General features: G+C 75.5%; 14 protein-coding genes. 9 read left to right on the forward strand and 5 right to left on the reverse strand.

The annotated features are described in order from the left end of the window. Window positions 1–74: 74 nt before the first annotated feature. The 3 genes from ABTY56_RS10970 to ABTY56_RS10980 all read right to left on the reverse strand — a co-directional run bounded on the left by ABTY56_RS10970 (window position 75) and on the right by ABTY56_RS10980 (window position 4,137). Window positions 75–1,166, reverse strand: coding sequence for a hypothetical protein (locus ABTY56_RS10970; RefSeq protein WP_350628231.1), 1,092 nt, complete (start codon window positions 1,164–1,166; stop codon window positions 75–77). Next, entirely contained in the window at window positions 1,166–2,770 is a 1,605-nt protein-coding gene (locus ABTY56_RS10975; protein WP_350628233.1) for a DUF3492 domain-containing protein, read from the reverse strand. Before ABTY56_RS10975 ends, ABTY56_RS10970 begins: the two co-directional genes overlap by 1 nt. Before the next feature lie 464 nt (window positions 2,771–3,234). Then, complete coding sequence (locus ABTY56_RS10980) at window positions 3,235–4,137, reverse strand: alpha/beta fold hydrolase (RefSeq protein WP_350628234.1); 903 nt, start codon at window positions 4,135–4,137, stop codon at window positions 3,235–3,237. Between the two features lie 220 nt (window positions 4,138–4,357). Between ABTY56_RS10980 and ABTY56_RS10985 the strand changes: the two genes are divergently transcribed. The 3 genes from ABTY56_RS10985 to ABTY56_RS10995 all read left to right on the forward strand — a co-directional run bounded on the left by ABTY56_RS10985 (window position 4,358) and on the right by ABTY56_RS10995 (window position 5,842). Beyond that, a complete protein-coding gene (locus ABTY56_RS10985) occupies window positions 4,358–5,017 on the forward strand; it encodes a TetR/AcrR family transcriptional regulator (protein WP_350628235.1) in 660 nt (219 codons plus the stop codon). Between the two features lie 131 nt (window positions 5,018–5,148). Beyond that, window positions 5,149–5,376, forward strand: coding sequence for a DUF3107 domain-containing protein (locus ABTY56_RS10990; protein ID WP_350522120.1), 228 nt, complete (start codon window positions 5,149–5,151; stop codon window positions 5,374–5,376). Between the two features lie 139 nt (window positions 5,377–5,515). Then, complete coding sequence (locus ABTY56_RS10995) at window positions 5,516–5,842, forward strand: hypothetical protein (RefSeq protein ID WP_350628237.1); 327 nt, start codon at window positions 5,516–5,518, stop codon at window positions 5,840–5,842. An 8-nt stretch (window positions 5,843–5,850) separates the two neighbouring features. Here the strand turns inward: ABTY56_RS10995 and ABTY56_RS11000 are convergent, their stop codons facing one another. Beyond that, window positions 5,851–6,579 carry a ferritin-like fold-containing protein gene (locus ABTY56_RS11000; RefSeq protein WP_350628238.1) on the reverse strand — a complete coding sequence of 243 codons (729 nt, stop codon included), beginning with the start codon at window positions 6,577–6,579 and terminating at the stop codon, window positions 5,851–5,853. A gap of 695 nt (window positions 6,580–7,274) precedes the next feature. Between ABTY56_RS11000 and ABTY56_RS11005 the strand changes: the two genes are divergently transcribed. The 5 genes from ABTY56_RS11005 to ABTY56_RS11025 all read left to right on the forward strand — a co-directional run bounded on the left by ABTY56_RS11005 (window position 7,275) and on the right by ABTY56_RS11025 (window position 12,859). Beyond that, window positions 7,275–9,326 carry a DEAD/DEAH box helicase gene (locus ABTY56_RS11005; RefSeq protein WP_502893080.1) on the forward strand — a complete coding sequence of 684 codons (2,052 nt, stop codon included), beginning with the start codon at window positions 7,275–7,277 and terminating at the stop codon, window positions 9,324–9,326. A gap of 196 nt (window positions 9,327–9,522) precedes the next feature. Continuing rightward, complete coding sequence (locus ABTY56_RS11010; protein WP_350628239.1) at window positions 9,523–10,398, forward strand: alpha/beta fold hydrolase; 876 nt, start codon at window positions 9,523–9,525, stop codon at window positions 10,396–10,398. A gap of 410 nt (window positions 10,399–10,808) precedes the next feature. Beyond that, window positions 10,809–10,955, forward strand: coding sequence for a DUF8834 family protein (locus ABTY56_RS11015; RefSeq protein ID WP_502893081.1), 147 nt, complete (start codon window positions 10,809–10,811; stop codon window positions 10,953–10,955). A gap of 306 nt (window positions 10,956–11,261) precedes the next feature. After that, window positions 11,262–11,900: a DUF6758 family protein gene (locus tag ABTY56_RS11020; RefSeq protein WP_350628240.1), complete on the forward strand. Its 639-nt coding sequence runs from the start codon at window positions 11,262–11,264 to the stop codon at window positions 11,898–11,900. A gap of 98 nt (window positions 11,901–11,998) precedes the next feature. Continuing rightward, window positions 11,999–12,859, forward strand: coding sequence for a PHP domain-containing protein (locus ABTY56_RS11025; RefSeq protein WP_350628241.1), 861 nt, complete (start codon window positions 11,999–12,001; stop codon window positions 12,857–12,859). A gap of 180 nt (window positions 12,860–13,039) precedes the next feature. Here the strand turns inward: ABTY56_RS11025 and ABTY56_RS11030 are convergent, their stop codons facing one another. After that, window positions 13,040–13,681 (reverse strand): suppressor of fused domain protein, encoded by a 642-nt coding sequence (locus tag ABTY56_RS11030; protein ID WP_350628242.1) that lies wholly within the window; start codon window positions 13,679–13,681, stop codon window positions 13,040–13,042. Window positions 13,682–14,112: 431 nt separating this feature from the next. Between ABTY56_RS11030 and corA the strand changes: the two genes are divergently transcribed. Next, on the forward strand, window positions 14,113–15,234 hold the full coding sequence (gene corA, locus ABTY56_RS11035; RefSeq protein ID WP_350628243.1) for a magnesium/cobalt transporter CorA: 1,122 nt from the start codon (window positions 14,113–14,115) through the stop codon (window positions 15,232–15,234). Window positions 15,235–15,245: the final 11 nt, after the last annotated feature.

Raw genomic sequence — 15,245 nt, forward strand, 5'->3', positions numbered from 1 at the left:
GCGGACTGAAATCAACGAAGGGACGAAACACGGATCGGGGATCGGGCATCGGGGAGCGGGAGGCACGAGCCGGATCAGCGGTACGAGCCCGCCCGGCCCAGCACCGCCCAGGCGTACGCCAGCAGCACCGCCGCGACGGCGCCGCCGCCGAGCAGGAGGGCCGAGGGCAGCGGGCGGCCCGCGGCCAGCAGGCCCAGCGTCGCGGCGGGCCCGGCCAACGCCCCCACCGCCGCCGCGGCCGGCCGGTCGCAGCGCGCCAGCAGTGCGGGCAGCACCAGCAGCAGGCCCAGCACGCCCTGCGCCGCCCACGGCCCGGGGCCGGCCCGCTCGGCCGCCAGGTGCAGCAGCCCGCCGTCGTGGCCCGGTGCCGGAGTCGGCGCGACGACGGTCCGCACGGCCAGCGCGGCGAAGGTCAGCGCGGCGAGCACCGCCAGGTGCAGGGCGACCGCGACCGGCAGCACCGGCCGCATCCGGGACCGGAACTCGGCCAGCGTTCCCGCCGTGTCGAGGTGGCCCCGGCCGACCTGCCGGTACCAGCCGGCCGCCCGCTCGGCCGACCCGGCCGACACCGCCGCCGCCAGTACCAGCGCGACGGCCGACGGGCCGTCCCCGGCCGGTACGGCCAACGGGAGCAGCAGCAGCGCGGCCAGCCCCAGCCCGTGCCCGAGCGCGGCCGGGCGCCGGCGGGACCGGGCGGGCCACCGCGGCACCGGTGCCGGCCCGAGGGCGTCCGAGGGGCGCGGCGGCAGTGCGGACGACCGGCCGGGCCCGTCCTCCGGCGGCGCGGTCAGCACGGGCAGCAGCACCAGCGGTACGGCGGCGGTCAGCAGCACCGGCCAGCGGGCACCGAGCGCGGCCACGCCCGCGCAGGGCAGCGCGGCCAGCGCGGCGGCGGTCAGCGCCGCCCGGGCCCCGACCCCGCGCCGCCGCGGCCGGGCCGGCCCGGGCTCCGACGGGAGTCGGGGCACCCGGGCGTACAGCTCCTCGGCGAGCGAGAACACGTCGGCGTGCCGGCAACGGGCGGCGGCGTCCGGGCCGAACCCGGCCTCCTCCAGCCCGGCGGCGATCTCCAACGGATCGACCGCGCGTTCGCACAGCTCCCGGTGCTCCGCCATCACCTCGCGCACCGGGTCCGCGCTGCCGCCGAGCACCGCACGGCCGGACATCAGACGGCCTCCGCGAGCGCGGCGGGCTCCGACCCGGCCGCCACCCGGGCGTCGGTGTCCCCGCCGCCCCCTGCGGGGGCTCCCCGGCCGTCCGCGAGCCAGTACTCGGCGGGCCGGGCGAACGGACGCGGCGTCGAACCGCCCTCGCCGCCGCCCCCGCCGCCGGGGAAGGCCGGGTACTGCGAGACCAGCTCCAGGTATATCTCCCGGAAGGCGCCGATCACCGGCTCGACGGCGAAGCGTTCCTGCGCCCGCAGCCGCCCGGCCAGCCCGAGCCGGGCCCGCCGCTCCTCGTCGCGCAGCAGCGCCAGGCAGGCGCCGGCCAGGGCGCGCGGGTCGCGGGCGGGCACCAGCAGCCCGGCGGGCCCGACCACCTCGCGGGCCACCCCGACATCGGTGGACACCACCGCCCGGCCGCTGAGCAAGGCGTCCGCCAGCAGCCGGGGCGCGCGCTGGGACAGCGCCGAGAACACGACCGCCGTACCGGCCTCCCACACCTCGGCGAGCGTCCCCGGCCGTCCGGCGAAGTCCACCGCGGCGGCCACCCCCAGCCCTTCGGCCACCGCCGCGCAGTGCGCCCGGTAGCCGGGCGCCGTCTCCTCGCCGTACAGCACCAGCCGGGCACCGGGCAGCTCGGCGCGGACCCGGGCGAAGGCGTGCAGCGCCAGCTCCGGGTCCCGGCCGGGCTCCAGCGCGCCCGCCCACACCAGGGTCGGCGCGGTCGGCTCCGGCCCGGCCGCCGGTCGGTCCACCGCCGGCATCCCCTCGTACACCACCCGGGTGCGGGCCGGGTCGGCGCCGCAGCGGCGCTGCCACTGCCGGTCGTGGGCGCTGCCCGGGGTCAGTACGGCCGCCTGCCGGTAGGTCTCCCCGGTGAGCGCCCGGAAGAAGGACAGCAGCAGCACCCGCACCGGCCACCGGTACGGCGCCTCGCGGTAGCCGAGGTACTGCTCGCGCAGGTGCAGGCCGTGCTCGGTGACCACGAACGGCACCCCGTGCAGGTGCCGGGCCACCAGGGCGGGCAGCGCGGCGAGCCCGCCGCCGACCACGTGGCACAGGTCGGCCGTGCCGAGGCCGCCGGGGCCGGTGCCGTACCAGGGCGCGGACAGCGGCCGCAGGCACTGCTCCAGCAGGTCGGCCGCGACCAGCACGTCGCGCACCAGCGGCTGCCCGGCCGAGGTGTCCGCGCCGGGCAGCCGCCAGGTCCGCTCCAGGATCCGGCGGGCGGGCGCGGAGGCCAGGAAGGCGGGCAGCGCGCCGTCCTCGGCCGCGAGCGCCGCCAGCCGGTACAGCCCGGGGCCGAAGCCGGCCCGCTCCCCCGGGAGCACCAGCGCCCGCACCAGCTGCTCGTACGCTGCGGAGTATCTGCGTCTGCGCAGCGCGCCGGGCGCCCGCCCGGCCGGCCGGCGCCCCCACAGGGCCAGCTCGCGGACGTCGCGCCAGGCGGGCGAGAGCCGCTCGACGGCACCCGGGCCGTCCGGGCCCGTCAGCAGGTACAGCTCGAACTCGTGCTCCGGCAGGCCCTCGGCCAGTCGGTCGCACCAGCCTCCGGTGCCACGCTGGGGATGCGGGCGGGCACCCTCGGTGAGCAGGGCAATGCGCACGGGAGACCTCCAGGACAGAGCGGTTCGCGGACGGATCACGGACGGATCGACGGACGGCCGAGCGGCCCGAGCGGTGGCCGGGGGCGCCCCCGCGCGGCGGCGGGGACGGCCGGGGCCGGGGAGTCGGTCGGCCGGGCGGCGCCGCGGCGCCCCGTGCGACGGCCCGGCGGCACGGCCGCGGCCGTGCCGCGTTCCGTTCCCCGGGCGCCCGCCCGCTCCGGCGGCCGGACCCGACCGCCGGGACCCCTGGCCGCGGTCGCCCTCCGGTTTCTCCGGCGGCCGCGACTCCCCCACACCTGTTCGGTCCGACAGCAGAAAGGTAGGACCGGCCCCGGGGAATCCATCGGTCACATGCGTGGCTGCCACCTGAACGAGTGAAAGGCCGTGACCTCGGCCCGGACCGGGCCGTTACCGGGCGGTACGCGCGCCCGCCCGCGACGCCCGCGTCCGGCGGGCCCGCCCGCTCAGCCGGCGGTCGGCGCGATCAGCTCCCGTACGGCGCGGGCGACCTCGTCCGGGTGCTCCATCATCGCCACGTGCCCCGACTCCGGCAGCACCAGCAGCCGGGCGTCCGCGAAGGCCGCGCAGGCGCGGCGGGCCGAGCGGTAGGAGACCAGCTTGTCGCGCAGCCCGTACACCAGCAGCACCGGCGCCGTCACCTGTTCGGCCTGCCGCCACAGCGCCTGGTCGCCGCGCTCGGTGTACGCCGAGACGATGCCGCGGGCCGAGCCGATCAGCGCCTGCATCGCGTGCGGCACCTCCAGCCGGCGCCGGTACTCGGCGACCGCCTCGGCCCGGGCGGCCGGGCTCAGGCTGCCCGGGTCGCCGTAGACCAGCCGCAGCAGGTCCTCGGTGGCCGCCTCGACGTCGCGCCCGTTCGCGGCCAGCCGGCGCAGCACGGCGGGCACCCCGGGGACCGCGAGCAGACCGGTCGACCAGGCGGAGCGCTGCGGGGGCAGCTCGGGCAGCGCGGGCGAGACCAGGGTGAGGCTGCGCACCAGGTCCGGGCGGAGGGCGGCGAGCCGGACGGCGACCGCGCCGCCGAGGGAGTTGCCGAACAGGTGGACCGGGCCGCGGTCGGCGGCCTCCAGGTAGCCGATCACCGCGCGGACGTGGCCGGAGACGGTGAGGTTGCCGTCGGTCGGCGGGTGGGAGCGGCCGAAGCCGGGCAGGTCCACGGCCTCGCCGTCGACCAGTCCGGAGAGCCGGTCCATCAGGGCCGTCCAGTTGGCGGCCGAGCCGCCGAGCCCGTGCACGAAGAGGCCCGGCTCGCGTGCGTCGGCGGCACCGTCGTCGACGGCCCGGTGCACCGCGAGCACCGCGCCGGGGACCTCGACCGTACGTACCTGCTGCTCAGCGCTGCTCATGGTGGACGATGGTAGTGAGCCCGGGCCCGGAGCACCCGGGGTGGTCCGGCCGTCCCTTCCCTTCGTCACACCACTGCCGAGGCCGAGGTCAGCGCCGTATTGTGGGCTCCTGACAACCAGCCGACCGTCTTTTATCGCCTTCGCCGAACGCGGGCGCGGTTACCGAAAAGTAGAATCGGCCATCTTGCCAGCCCCGAACAGACCCGAAGTGAGGAGCGCCGTGACGGCCATCCAGGAGGCGCAGGAGCGCCCGCGCGGTGCCCGCCTGCCGCGAAGCGCCCGCCGTGAACAACTGCTCGGTGCCGCCCAGGAGGTGTTCGTCGCGCAGGGCTACCACGCGGCCGCCATGGACGACATCGCCGACCGCGCCGGGGTCAGCAAGCCGGTGCTGTACCAGCACTTCCCCGGGAAGCTGGAGCTCTACCTGGCGCTGCTGGACAAGCACTGCGACGCCCTGGTCGAGTCGACCCGCGAGGCGTTGTCGACGACCACCGACAACAAGCAGCGCGTGGCCAACACCATGGAGGCGTACTTCAACTACGTCTCCAGCGAGTCGGGTGCCTTCCGCCTGGTCTTCGAGTCGGACCTGACCAACGAGCCGGCCGTGCGCGAGCGGGTCGAGCGGGCCTCCGAGGCGAGCGCGACGCTGGTCAGCAAGGTGATCCAGGAGGACACCGACCTGCCCGAGGCGGAGTCCAAGCTGCTTGCCGCCGGTGTCTGCGGCCTGGCCCAGATCACCGCCCGGTACTGGCTCTCGCAGGGTCTGGAGATCCCGCGCGACGAGGCGGTGCGGCTGGTCGCCAGCCTGTCCTGGCGCGGCCTGAAGGGCTTCCCGATGCACCCGAGCGACCAGCCCGGCGAGGCTGCCCACCAGGGGTGATCCGCCGACCTTCGCCTGGGCGCTGATCCGGTGCTCTATGGTGAAGCCGTACGGCGCGGTCGCCGCGAACGCTTGTTCCAGGCGGTCCGGTGTCCGCGCGTGGAGGCTGCAACCCCGGAGGGACGGAAGCCGTGGAGGTCAAGATCGGCGTGCAGAACGCGCCGCGCGAGATCGTGATCGAGAGCTCGCAGACTGCCGATGAGGTCCAGAGCGCGGTCGCGAAGGCGCTGGAGGGCTCGGAGAAGCTCCTCACGCTGACCGACGAGCACGGCCGTCGCGTCATCGTCCCGGCCGAGCGCCTGGCGTACGTGGAGATCGGCGAGCAGGCCGTCCGCAAGGTCGGCTTCGGCACCCTCTGAGGCGCCGCCCGAGCAGTCGTTACCCGGTGCCCCGTTCCCGCGAGGGAGCGGGGCACCGTTGCGTGTACGGCCGGGAGGGGCGGGGTACGGCGACTGGTGCGGCAACGGTGCCGCACGCCCGTCCCCCCGGGAGGCAGCCTTGCTGGTCGAGTCGCTCGCGTTCGCCCTCGTCGGCCTGGTCACGGGTGGCGCCGCGCTGCTGGCCCTGCCCGCGTACTTCCGGGCTCCGCGCGCGCTGACGCTCGGCACCGCACTGGCGGCGGCACTGGTCGGCGGGGTGGTGGCGCACTTCTGCCTGGACGGGCGCTACCCGGCGGCGTCGGTGGCGGCCGCCGCACTGGCCTCGGCCGTCCTCACCTCGCTGCTGGCCCGGCCGGACCTCGTCGCCGGGCGGGCGCCGGCGCACCGCCGGCGCCCGCACCGGACCGGCGCCCACCGCGCGCCGCGGCGGCACCGGCCCGCGTAGCCGGTCTGTCAGCTGGCCAGGCCCAGGGCGGCCATCCGCTTGGTGTGCGCCTCGGTGATCCGGTTGAACATCTTGCCGACCTCGACCAGGTCGAAGCCCTGCACGCGGACGCCGCCGACCAGCAGGTTGGACAGCGCGTCACGCTCGGCGACCACCCGCTGGGCCTGGCTGAGCGCCTCGCCCATCAGCCGCCGGCCCCACAGCGCGAGTCGGCCGCCGGCCCGCGGGTCGGCCTCGATCGCCTCCCGCACCTTGTCGACGGCGAACTGGGCGTGGCCGGTGTCGGACATGACGCCGAGCACCAGATCGCGGGTGTCGTCGTCCAGCCGGACGGCCACCTCGCGGTAGAAGTCGGTCGCGATGGCGTCTCCGACGTAGGCCTTGACCAGGCCCTCCAGCCAGTCCGAGGGCGCCGTCATCCGGTGGAACAGCTCCAGCGGCTCGACGAACGGGCGCATCGCCTCCTGCGGGTCGGCGCCGATCTCGGCGAGCCGGTCGTGCAGGCGCTGGTAGTGCTGGAACTCGGCGGAGGCCATCCGGGCCAGGGCCGCCTTGTCGGCGAGGTCCGGCGCCAGCTTGGCGTCCTCGGCGAGCCGCTCGAAGGCGCTCAGCTCGCCGTACGCGAGCGCGCCGAGCAGATCCAGCACCGCCGCCCGGTAGCCGGGGTCGGCCGAGCACGCGGCCCAGTCGCCGATCGAGCCGGCCGCGGCGTCCTGCGTCTCACCATGGGTCTCCATGACCTGTCACCTTAAGGCCTGTGCCCGGGCTCCCGCCTGCGTGGCGACGCCGGGTGACCGGCCGGATCGTGGGATCGCGCGGCGGTCGGCGGGGGCAATGTCACACGCGTCACGTGTTCGAGTCGTCGCCTGACTGTATGGTGGTACGGAGCCCCGTCGTGCTTGCACGGTGTCACCGCCGTCTCGGTAACCCGCGCAAGCCCGCTCCGAAGCGTCACCGTCCAGCCGGACGTGTTCGCACCGGAGGCACGGGTACTCACGTACGCGGATGCCCGGTCGGAGAGCCGATCGGCTCCGACCATGGCTTGGACTTCAAGCCTTGGCACCGCATCAGTGGCCGAGCGAGGGCCGCCGAGACCACGCCCCCTGGCGGAGGTCCCGCGCAGGTCCCTCACGGGAACCCTCCCCGACGCCGCCGGCGACGCGCCCCGCACCAGGGCAGCGCGCACCGGCGCGCCGCAGGGACCGGCGCGGTTGTGCGTCCGCGCAGCTGTAATCGGGGCCGCACAGGCCCGTACACAGCCGCGCGGCTGCCCGCCCGCCGCTCGCTCTCGGCCCCTCCACACGGAAGAGGCAGCACCCTGTCCACCACCGCTGAACCCATCAAGACGACGTTCCGGGACCTGGGGATCCTCCCGGAGACCGCCGAGGCGCTCGAAGCCGTCGGCATCGTCCACCCCTTCCCCATCCAGGAGATGACCCTCCCGGTCGCGCTGACCGGCCACGACGTCATCGGCCAGGCCAAGACCGGCACCGGCAAGACCCTCGGCTTCGGCCTCCCGCTGATCGAGCGGGTCGTCGTGCGCGCCGACCTGGACGCCGGCCGGGCCACCGAGGAGCAGCTCTCGGAGTTCCCGCAGGCGCTGATCGTCGTCCCGACCCGCGAGCTCTGCACCCAGGTCACCAACGACCTGCAGACCGCCGGCAAGGTCCGCGACGTGCGCGTCCTCGCCGTCTACGGCGGCCGGGCGTACGAGCCGCAGGTCGAGGCGCTCGCCAAGGGCGTCGACATCGTGGTCGGCACCCCGGGCCGACTGCTCGACCTGGCCGGCCAGAAGAAGCTGAACCTGTCCAAGGTCCGCTCGCTGGTCCTGGACGAGGCCGACGAGATGCTCGACCTCGGCTTCCTGCCGGACGTCGAGAAGATCATCACCATGCTGCCGGCCAAGCGGCAGACCCTGCTGTTCTCGGCCACCATGCCGGGCCAGGTCATCAGCCTCGCCCGCCGGTACATGAGCCAGCCGACCCACATCCGGGCCACCGCACCGGACGACACCGGCACCACCGTCGCCAACATCGAGCAGCACATCTTCCGTGCGCACTCGCTCGACAAGGTCGAGATGGTCTCGCGCATCCTGCAGGCCGACGGCCGCGGGCTGGCGATGATCTTCTGCCGCACCAAGCGCACCGCCGCCGACGTCTCCGACCAGCTGACCCAGCGCGGCTTCGCGGCCGGCGCGGTCCACGGCGACCTCGGCCAGGGCGCCCGCGAGCAGGCGCTGCGGGCCTTCCGCAACGGCAAGGTGGACGTCCTGGTCTGCACCGACGTCGCCGCCCGCGGCATCGACGTCGAGGGCGTCACGCACGTCGTCAACTACCAGTGCCCCGAGGACGAGAAGACCTACCTGCACCGGATCGGCCGCACCGGCCGGGCCGGCGCCTCCGGCACCGCCGTCACCCTGGTCGACTGGGACGACATCCCGCGCTGGCAGCTGATCAACAAGGCGCTGGACCTGCCGTTCAACGACCCGGAGGAGACCTACTCCACCTCGCCGCACCTGTACGAGCTGCTGAAGATCGCGCCGGGCACCAAGGGTGTCCTGCCGCGCTCGGAGCGGACCCGGGCGGGGCTCAACGCGGAGGAGGTCGAGGACCTCGGCGAGACCGGCGGACGCGGCGCCCGTTCCGGCCGTTCGGGCCGCGGTCGCGGCGCGCAGGGCGGCCAGGGCGGCCCGGGCCGTCCGGCCGCCGCCCCGGCCGAGACCGAGGAGCAGAAGCCGCGCCGCACCCGTGAGCGCCGCCGCACCCGTCGGGGCTCGGCGCTCGGCGCCGAGGGCGAGGCCGTCGCCACCGTGACCGAGGCCGCCGTGGCGGCCCCGGCCGTCGAGGGCGCCGAGGGCGAGGCCGCTCCGCGCCGTCGCCGTCGCCGCTCGCGCGGCGCCGCCGCCGGTGAGGCCGTGGCCGCGGTGGAGGCGACCGTGGTGGAGGCGGCTCCGGCCGTCGAGGCCGCTCCGACCGTCGAGGCTCCCGCGGCGGAGAAGCCGGCCGCCCGCACCCGGACTCGGGCGCGCAAGCCGAAGGCGGAGGCGGTCGAGGCCGCTCCGGCCGTCGAGGCCGTCGTCGTCACCGAGGCTGCCGTCGCCGAGGCGGTCGTCGCCGAGGCCCCGGCCGAGAAGAAGAAGCCTGCGACCCGGACCCGCAAGCCGAAGGCCGCAGCCGTCGAGGCGGTCGAGGCGGTCGACGCCGAGGCTCCGGCCGAGGAGAAGAAGCCCGCCACCCGGACCCGCACGCGCAAGCCGAAGGCGGAGGCCGTGGAGGCCGTCGCCGAGGCGGTCACCACCGAGGCCCCGGCCGAGGAGAAGCCCGCCACCCGCACCCGGAGCCGTGCCCGCAAGGCCGCGGCCACCGCCGAGACCGCCCCCGCGGCCTCGGCCGCCGAGGCCGAGGCGGCCGAGGTCCCGGCCCCGCGCAAGCGCACCCGCGCCCGCAAGGCCACCGCGGCCGTCGAGGCGACCCCGGAGAGCTGATCCCGGCGCATCCCCGAGGGGGCGAGCCAGGCCACCCGGCCCGGCCCGCCCCCTCGGGCGTTCCCGGGCCCGGCCGCACCGGCGACAACGGGCCCTCCTCCGTCCGCGGCCCCGACCGACACCGGGCGGGGGCACGGCACGCCCTAAGCTCGGGGTCGTCGGGAAGTCGCAGGCAGGAGAGCAGGGAGACCACGCCATGAGCACGCCGCCGTTCCTGAGGTTGCCCCGGTGTGCACGGGCCGAGCGGGTGGTGACCGGACGCGGCGAGTTCGCGGCGCTGCGCGCGGAGCCGGACGGGGCGGTGCTGGGCTCGGCGCTGCTGGTGCCGGGGTTCACCGGCAGCAAGGAGGACTTCATCGGGCTGCTCGAACCGCTCGCGGCGGCCGGGTACCGGGTGACGGCCGTGGACCAACGCGGGCAGAACGAGACCGGCGGCCCGGACGACCCGGAGGCGTACGCCGTCGGTGAGCTGGGCGCGGACGTGCGGGCGCTCACCGAGGTGCTGGCGGCGGACGGCGGGCCGCTGCACCTGCTGGGGCACTCCTTCGGCGGCCAGGTGGTGCGGGAGGCGGTGCTCGCCGCCGCCGCGCAAGGCCCGCTGCCGTGGCGGTCGTTGACCCTGATGTCCACCGGGCCGGGCGCGATCGACCCGGCCGAGGCGGCCCGCACCAAGCTGCTGCTGGACGCGCTGCAGGTGATGGGCCTGGAGGAGATCTGGCAGGTCATGCGACAGATGGAGGCGGACAGCGGGCAGCCGCAGCCGTGCCTCGACCCCGCCGTCGCGGAGTTCCTGCACCGCCGCTGGCTGGCCAACGTGCCGCGGGCGCTGTCCGTCACCGGCGGCCACCTGATCGCCGCGCCGGACCGGGTGGGCGAGCTGGCCGCCGCCACTGCCGGGCTGCCGGTGCTGGTGCTGTCCGGTGTGCGGGACTACGCCTGGCCGGTCCCGGAGCAGACCGGGATGGCCGAGCGCCTGGGCGCCCGGCGGGTGGTGGTCGCGGACGCGGGCCACTCCCCCAACGCCGAGCAGCCGGCCGCGACCGCCGAGGCGCTGGCCGCGTTCTGGGCCTGACCGCGTTCCGGGCCTGACCGGCCGCCGTCATGTCACCACCCCCCAGAAGTGGTCTCTACCACTTCTGGAACTTCGACCGGCTTCAACGCAGGACAAAATTCGTTAGTTACGGTAATCTTTGATTCTGTCCGGGAATCATCGTCGGCGTCGACGCCGATGCGTACCACCCGAAACCTGGACTTCACGGACGGGCAACGGCCCGGTAGCACCACCACGACACCGTGGTTCACGAGGCACTGGACGCACCAGGCAAGCAGGGGGAGCCCTTGCCGCAGCAGACCGCCGCACGCACGACGCGCCCGGTCCGGCCCGTTCGCCGGACCCGCAGGACCCCGAAAGGGCTGATACCGACTCAGCCGCGATCGCCCCGCCCGACGGGGCAAGGAAAGGAGACGCCCATGACGAAGACCATGCGCTTCGAGATCGTCCGACTGGACGACGCCAACGGCTCCGCCACCGACCGTCTGATCGCCGACGCCGCGACCGTCCGCGAGCACGTCCAGGCCGCCGCCCGCACCGGCGAACGCCTGCTCATCCGGCCGTGCCCGACCGTCTGACCCCGCGCGGCGCCTCCGACCGGGAGGCCTCACCCGCCGCAGACGAGCCGGGGGCGTCCGATCCGGACGTCCCGATACCGGACTGACGCCCCGTCATCACGATCCCCGATGACGGGGCGTCAGTGTGTCCGGGGTCGCGCCCCGACGTTTGCCGCCGCCCGTCACGGGACATCCCCCAACGGGAACCACCCCGCGCCGCGCCCACCCCGCGCCGGCCGGGCGTCCGCCACCGACAGGTGCCGCCGAGCCCTCCGTACGGGTGATCGTCCTTGACGCGGCGGTCCGGAGGGAGGAGCGTTGTCGGCTATGAGGGGCGAGCCAAGCTGCCCGAGGTGCGCCGGTCGGGTCCGCGCCCCCGGTCTGTTCTCAGACACCTGGCAGTGCGATCGGCACGGAGCGGTGCACCCGATGCAGCCCGTGCTGCCCCCGAGCGTCGAGGCCCTGGGCGTCGCCGTCGCCCGCTCACAGGTCCCCGTCTGGATGCCCTGGCCGCTCCCGGTCGGCTGGCTCTACACCGGCATCGCCCACGTCGGCGACGACGTCTCGGGCGCCCGCGCCACCGCCGTCGCCTGCTCCGGCCCGGCACCGCTCGGCGGCTTCGGCGAACTGGTGCTGGTCGCCGAGGAACTGGGCGTCGGACTCGGCGCCCGCTACGCCGGACTCCCGGGGCCCGACCCGGGCGACTCCGTCGGCCTCTACAAGCCCGCCGACGCCAAGCTGATGGCCGCCGGCCGGCCCACCCCGATGTTCCACGTCCCGGACGCCCCGGCCGACCGCGCGGTCTTCGTCGGCGAGGCGCGCGGACTCTGGCTCTGGGCGATCGCCTGGCCCGAGCAGTCCGCCCTGGTGATGTACGACGAACTGGTGCTCACCGACCTGCGCGACGCCGGCGCCGAGCTGGACCTGCTCCCCTGCGGAGCGCTCTCCCCGCGACTGCTCGGCTGACCCCGCCCGGGGCCCGCCCGATCCTCGTCCGCACGGCCCGTCCCTCGCCCGGACGGCCTATCCTGGTCGGCACCCACGAGCCTCCAGGAGCCCGACCCGTGCGCATCGACCTGCACGCCCACAGCAACGCCTCCGACGGCACCGACAGTCCGGCCGAGCTGGTCGCGGCGGCCGTCGCCGCGGGCCTCGACGTCGTGGCGCTCACCGACCACGACACCGTGGCCGGCCACGCCGAGGCGGCCGGGGCGGTGCACGCGCTGCCCGACGGCGCCCGGCTGACCGTCGTGCCCGGCGCGGAGCTGTCCTGCGTCGTGGACGGCATCAGCATGCACCTGCTGGCGTACCTGTTCGACCCCGAGGAGCCCGAGTTCGCGCGCGAGCGGGAGCTGGTGCGCACCGACCGGTTCCGGCGCGGGCGGGCGGTCGTCGAACGCTGCCGGGAGCTCGGCGCGGACATCAGTTGGGAGCAGGTGCAGCGGATCGCGGGCACCGGCTCGGTCGGTCGGCCGCACATCGCCAGCGCACTGGTCGAGGCGGGCGTGGTGGCCACCGTCTCGGACGCCTTCACCCCCGCGTGGCTGGCCAACAGCGGGCGGGCGGACGTCCGCAAGCACGAGACCGACCCGCGGGAGGCGGTCCGGCTGGTCCGGGCGGCCGGCGGGGTGCCGGTGTTCGCCCACCCGGGCGCGGTCAAGCGCGGCCGGACCGTCCCGGACGCGGTGATCGCCGACCTCGCGGCGGCCGGGCTGGCCGCGCTGGAGGTCGACCACACCGACCACGACGAGGAGACCAGGGCCCGGCTGCGCGGCCTGGCCGGCGAGCTCGGCCTGCTGGTCACCGGCTCCAGCGACTACCACGGCACCCGCAAGACCGTCCGGCTCGGCGAGCACACCACCGACCCCGCCGTCTACGAGGCGCTGCTGGCACAGGCCACCGGCGCGAAGCCGATCGAGCGCTGAGGGTACGGGCTGTCGCGCTCCGGCACGCGGGGCGCGGCCGGGGCGTACGGGCGCGGCCCGCACGCCCTGCCCGGGTCCGTGCGTGCCCTGACCGCGCGGCGCCTGAACAGTCGTCAGCGGCCTTCAGCGGGCATCGGAGACCGCCGACCGGGCGAACCGGCCGGGCCGCGGAGCGGGCCGTCAGTCCAGCCGGACGCCGCGGCGCTCCGGATCGCGCAGGTCGGTGCCCTGGTTCAGCCAGCGCTCCTGGAGCGCGGCCGCGCCGTGCACCCGCTTCCAGCCCGCCTCGTTGGGCGTCATCGGCAGCAGCGGCAGGAAGCGGACCGGCTCGGCCGGCTCGGCCAGCTCCAGGTCCTCGACCAGGCCGCCCGGCTCGGCGGCCAGCACCGAGGTGAAGGGCGCGCCCTCCCAGAGCGGGGCACCGAGGTCCAACGAGCCGCCCGGGGCCACCACCAGGCCCTCGACCTGCGGCGTGGCGGCGAAGGTGGCCAGGCTGCGCAGAACGCCGTCACGTCCGCCGCGGACGGTCAGCACCAGTTCGGCGCGCGGGCCGCGCACCTGGTCGGCGACCATCGCGGTCGGGTCGGCCATCGGCGCGGCCGACATCCCGAGCGTCGCGTACCGCACCAGGCCCTCGGCGTCGGGGCCGAAGCGCAGCACCTCGATCCGGTCGGTGCCGAGGAAGGTGACCGCGGCCCGGCCGCCCGGCTCGCCGAAGGTGGAGATCAGCCGGGCCTCGACGGCGGCCAGCACCGCCTCCCGGGAGAGCTCCGGGGAGCTGCCGCCGTGGGGATCGCCGAAGAGCGGGAAGTCGTGGGCCATGCCGGTGAGCGTAACCCGGTGGGGCGCGCGGGCCGCGTGCGGGCGGCCCGGTGGACCGGCCCGTCAAGGACCCGTAAAGCCTTGGGGAACCCCCGGGCGCCGATGGCCGGTCAGATGTTAGGGTGAGCGACTGGCCACCGGGATCCTTCCGTCCCGGGGCGGCGGCGCGAAGGAGGTGGTTGCGGTGGATACCGGCCGACCATGCAGTACCGGCAGCTCTGCCCGGCCCCGACTTCCCCGTACCCCTCACCCCGCAGGCCCAATCGGCTGAATCAGCCGCAGTAGCCCCGGGCGCAGGACAGCGGCGGACGGACCGGCCGGGAGAGCACCTTCATCCCCCCTCACACCGGTGTTCTTCGCCGTCGTACCGCGGCCGAACGTTTCTTCTTCCGCGCCGCCTTGCGACGGCTCCCTGCCCCTGGGAGCCTGCCATGTCGATGATCAACAGCCTGCGTGCCGCCGTCCGCACCAACCGCCGCCGGGTCGCGGCCGGGGTGTACGACGTCCTGCCCGAGGACGCCGCTTCGGCGGTCGTGGACTGCGCGGTCTACCAGCACGGCAAGCGCAAGGGCGAGACCTGCAGCCCGCGTGAGGCCGCCCGCCGGGTCAAGGCCGAGCAGCAACTCCAGGACGGCGCGGGCTCGTTCAGCTGGATCGGACTGCACGAGCCGACCGAGGCGGAGTTCGAGGGGATCGCCCAGCGCTTCGGCCTGCACCCGCTCGCGGTCGAGGACGCGGTGCACGCGCACCAGCGGCCCAAGGTCGAGCGCTACGACGACGTCCTGTTCGCCGTCTTCAAGACCATCCGCTACGTCGAGCACGACCAGCTCACGCCGACCAGCGAGGTGGTGGACACCGGCGAGCTGATGGTGTTCGCCGGACGGGACTTCGTGATCACCGTCCGGCACGGCGGCCACGGCTCGCTGCAGGAACTGCGCCACCGCCTGGAGGCCGACGCGGACGAGGCCGGGCTGCTCGCCAAGGGCCCCGCGGCGGTGCTGCACGCGATCGCCGACCACGTCGTGGACAACTACCTGCTGGTCGCCGAGCGGCTGCAGAACGACGTGGACGAGATCGAGTACGGCGTGTTCTCGGCCAAGGGCGGCCGCAGCGCCGACGTCGGCCGGGTCTACCAACTCAAGCGCGAGGTCCTGGAGTTCAAGCGCGCCGTGGTGCCGCTGCTGCGCCCGATGCAGCAGCTGTCCGAGCCGCTGCAGCGCCTGGTGGACCCGGACATCCAGAAGTACTTCCGGGACGTCGCCGACCACCTGGCCCGGGTCGCCGAGCAGGTGCACGGCTTCGACGAGCTGCTCAACTCGCTGCTGCAGGCCAACCTGGCACAGGTCTCGGTGGCGCAGAACGAGGACATGCGCAAGATCACCGCGTGGGCGGCGATCTTCGCCGTACCCACCATGATCACCGGCGTGTACGGCATGAACTTCGACTACATGCCCGAGCTGCACCACGAGTACGGCTACCCGATGGTGCTCGGCGCGATCGCGCTGATCTGCGTCGGGATGTACCGGGGCTTCCGCCGCAACGGCTGGCTCTGACCGCGGCGCCG

The sequence above is a fragment of the Kitasatospora sp. NPDC097691 genome, assembly GCF_040302665.1.
Lineage (GTDB): Bacteria > Actinomycetota > Actinomycetes > Streptomycetales > Streptomycetaceae > Kitasatospora.

Coding starts and splice junctions, on each gene's coding strand:
- ABTY56_RS10970 (WP_350628231.1), bottom strand. CDS start 1,166: ATGTCCGGCCGTGCGGTGCTCGGCGGCAGCGCGGACCCGGTGCGCGAG.
- ABTY56_RS10980 (WP_350628234.1), bottom strand. CDS start 4,137: ATGAGCAGCGCTGAGCAGCAGGTACGTACGGTCGAGGTCCCCGGCGCG.
- ABTY56_RS11000 (WP_350628238.1), bottom strand. CDS start 6,579: ATGGAGACCCATGGTGAGACGCAGGACGCCGCGGCCGGCTCGATCGGC.
- ABTY56_RS11005 (WP_502893080.1), top strand. CDS start 7,275: ATGACCCTCCCGGTCGCGCTGACCGGCCACGACGTCATCGGCCAGGCC.
- ABTY56_RS11010 (WP_350628239.1), top strand. CDS start 9,523: ATGAGCACGCCGCCGTTCCTGAGGTTGCCCCGGTGTGCACGGGCCGAG.
- ABTY56_RS11015 (WP_502893081.1), top strand. CDS start 10,809: ATGCGCTTCGAGATCGTCCGACTGGACGACGCCAACGGCTCCGCCACC.
- ABTY56_RS11020 (WP_350628240.1), top strand. CDS start 11,262: ATGAGGGGCGAGCCAAGCTGCCCGAGGTGCGCCGGTCGGGTCCGCGCC.
- ABTY56_RS11030 (WP_350628242.1), bottom strand. CDS start 13,681: ATGGCCCACGACTTCCCGCTCTTCGGCGATCCCCACGGCGGCAGCTCC.
- corA (WP_350628243.1), top strand. CDS start 14,113: ATGTCGATGATCAACAGCCTGCGTGCCGCCGTCCGCACCAACCGCCGC.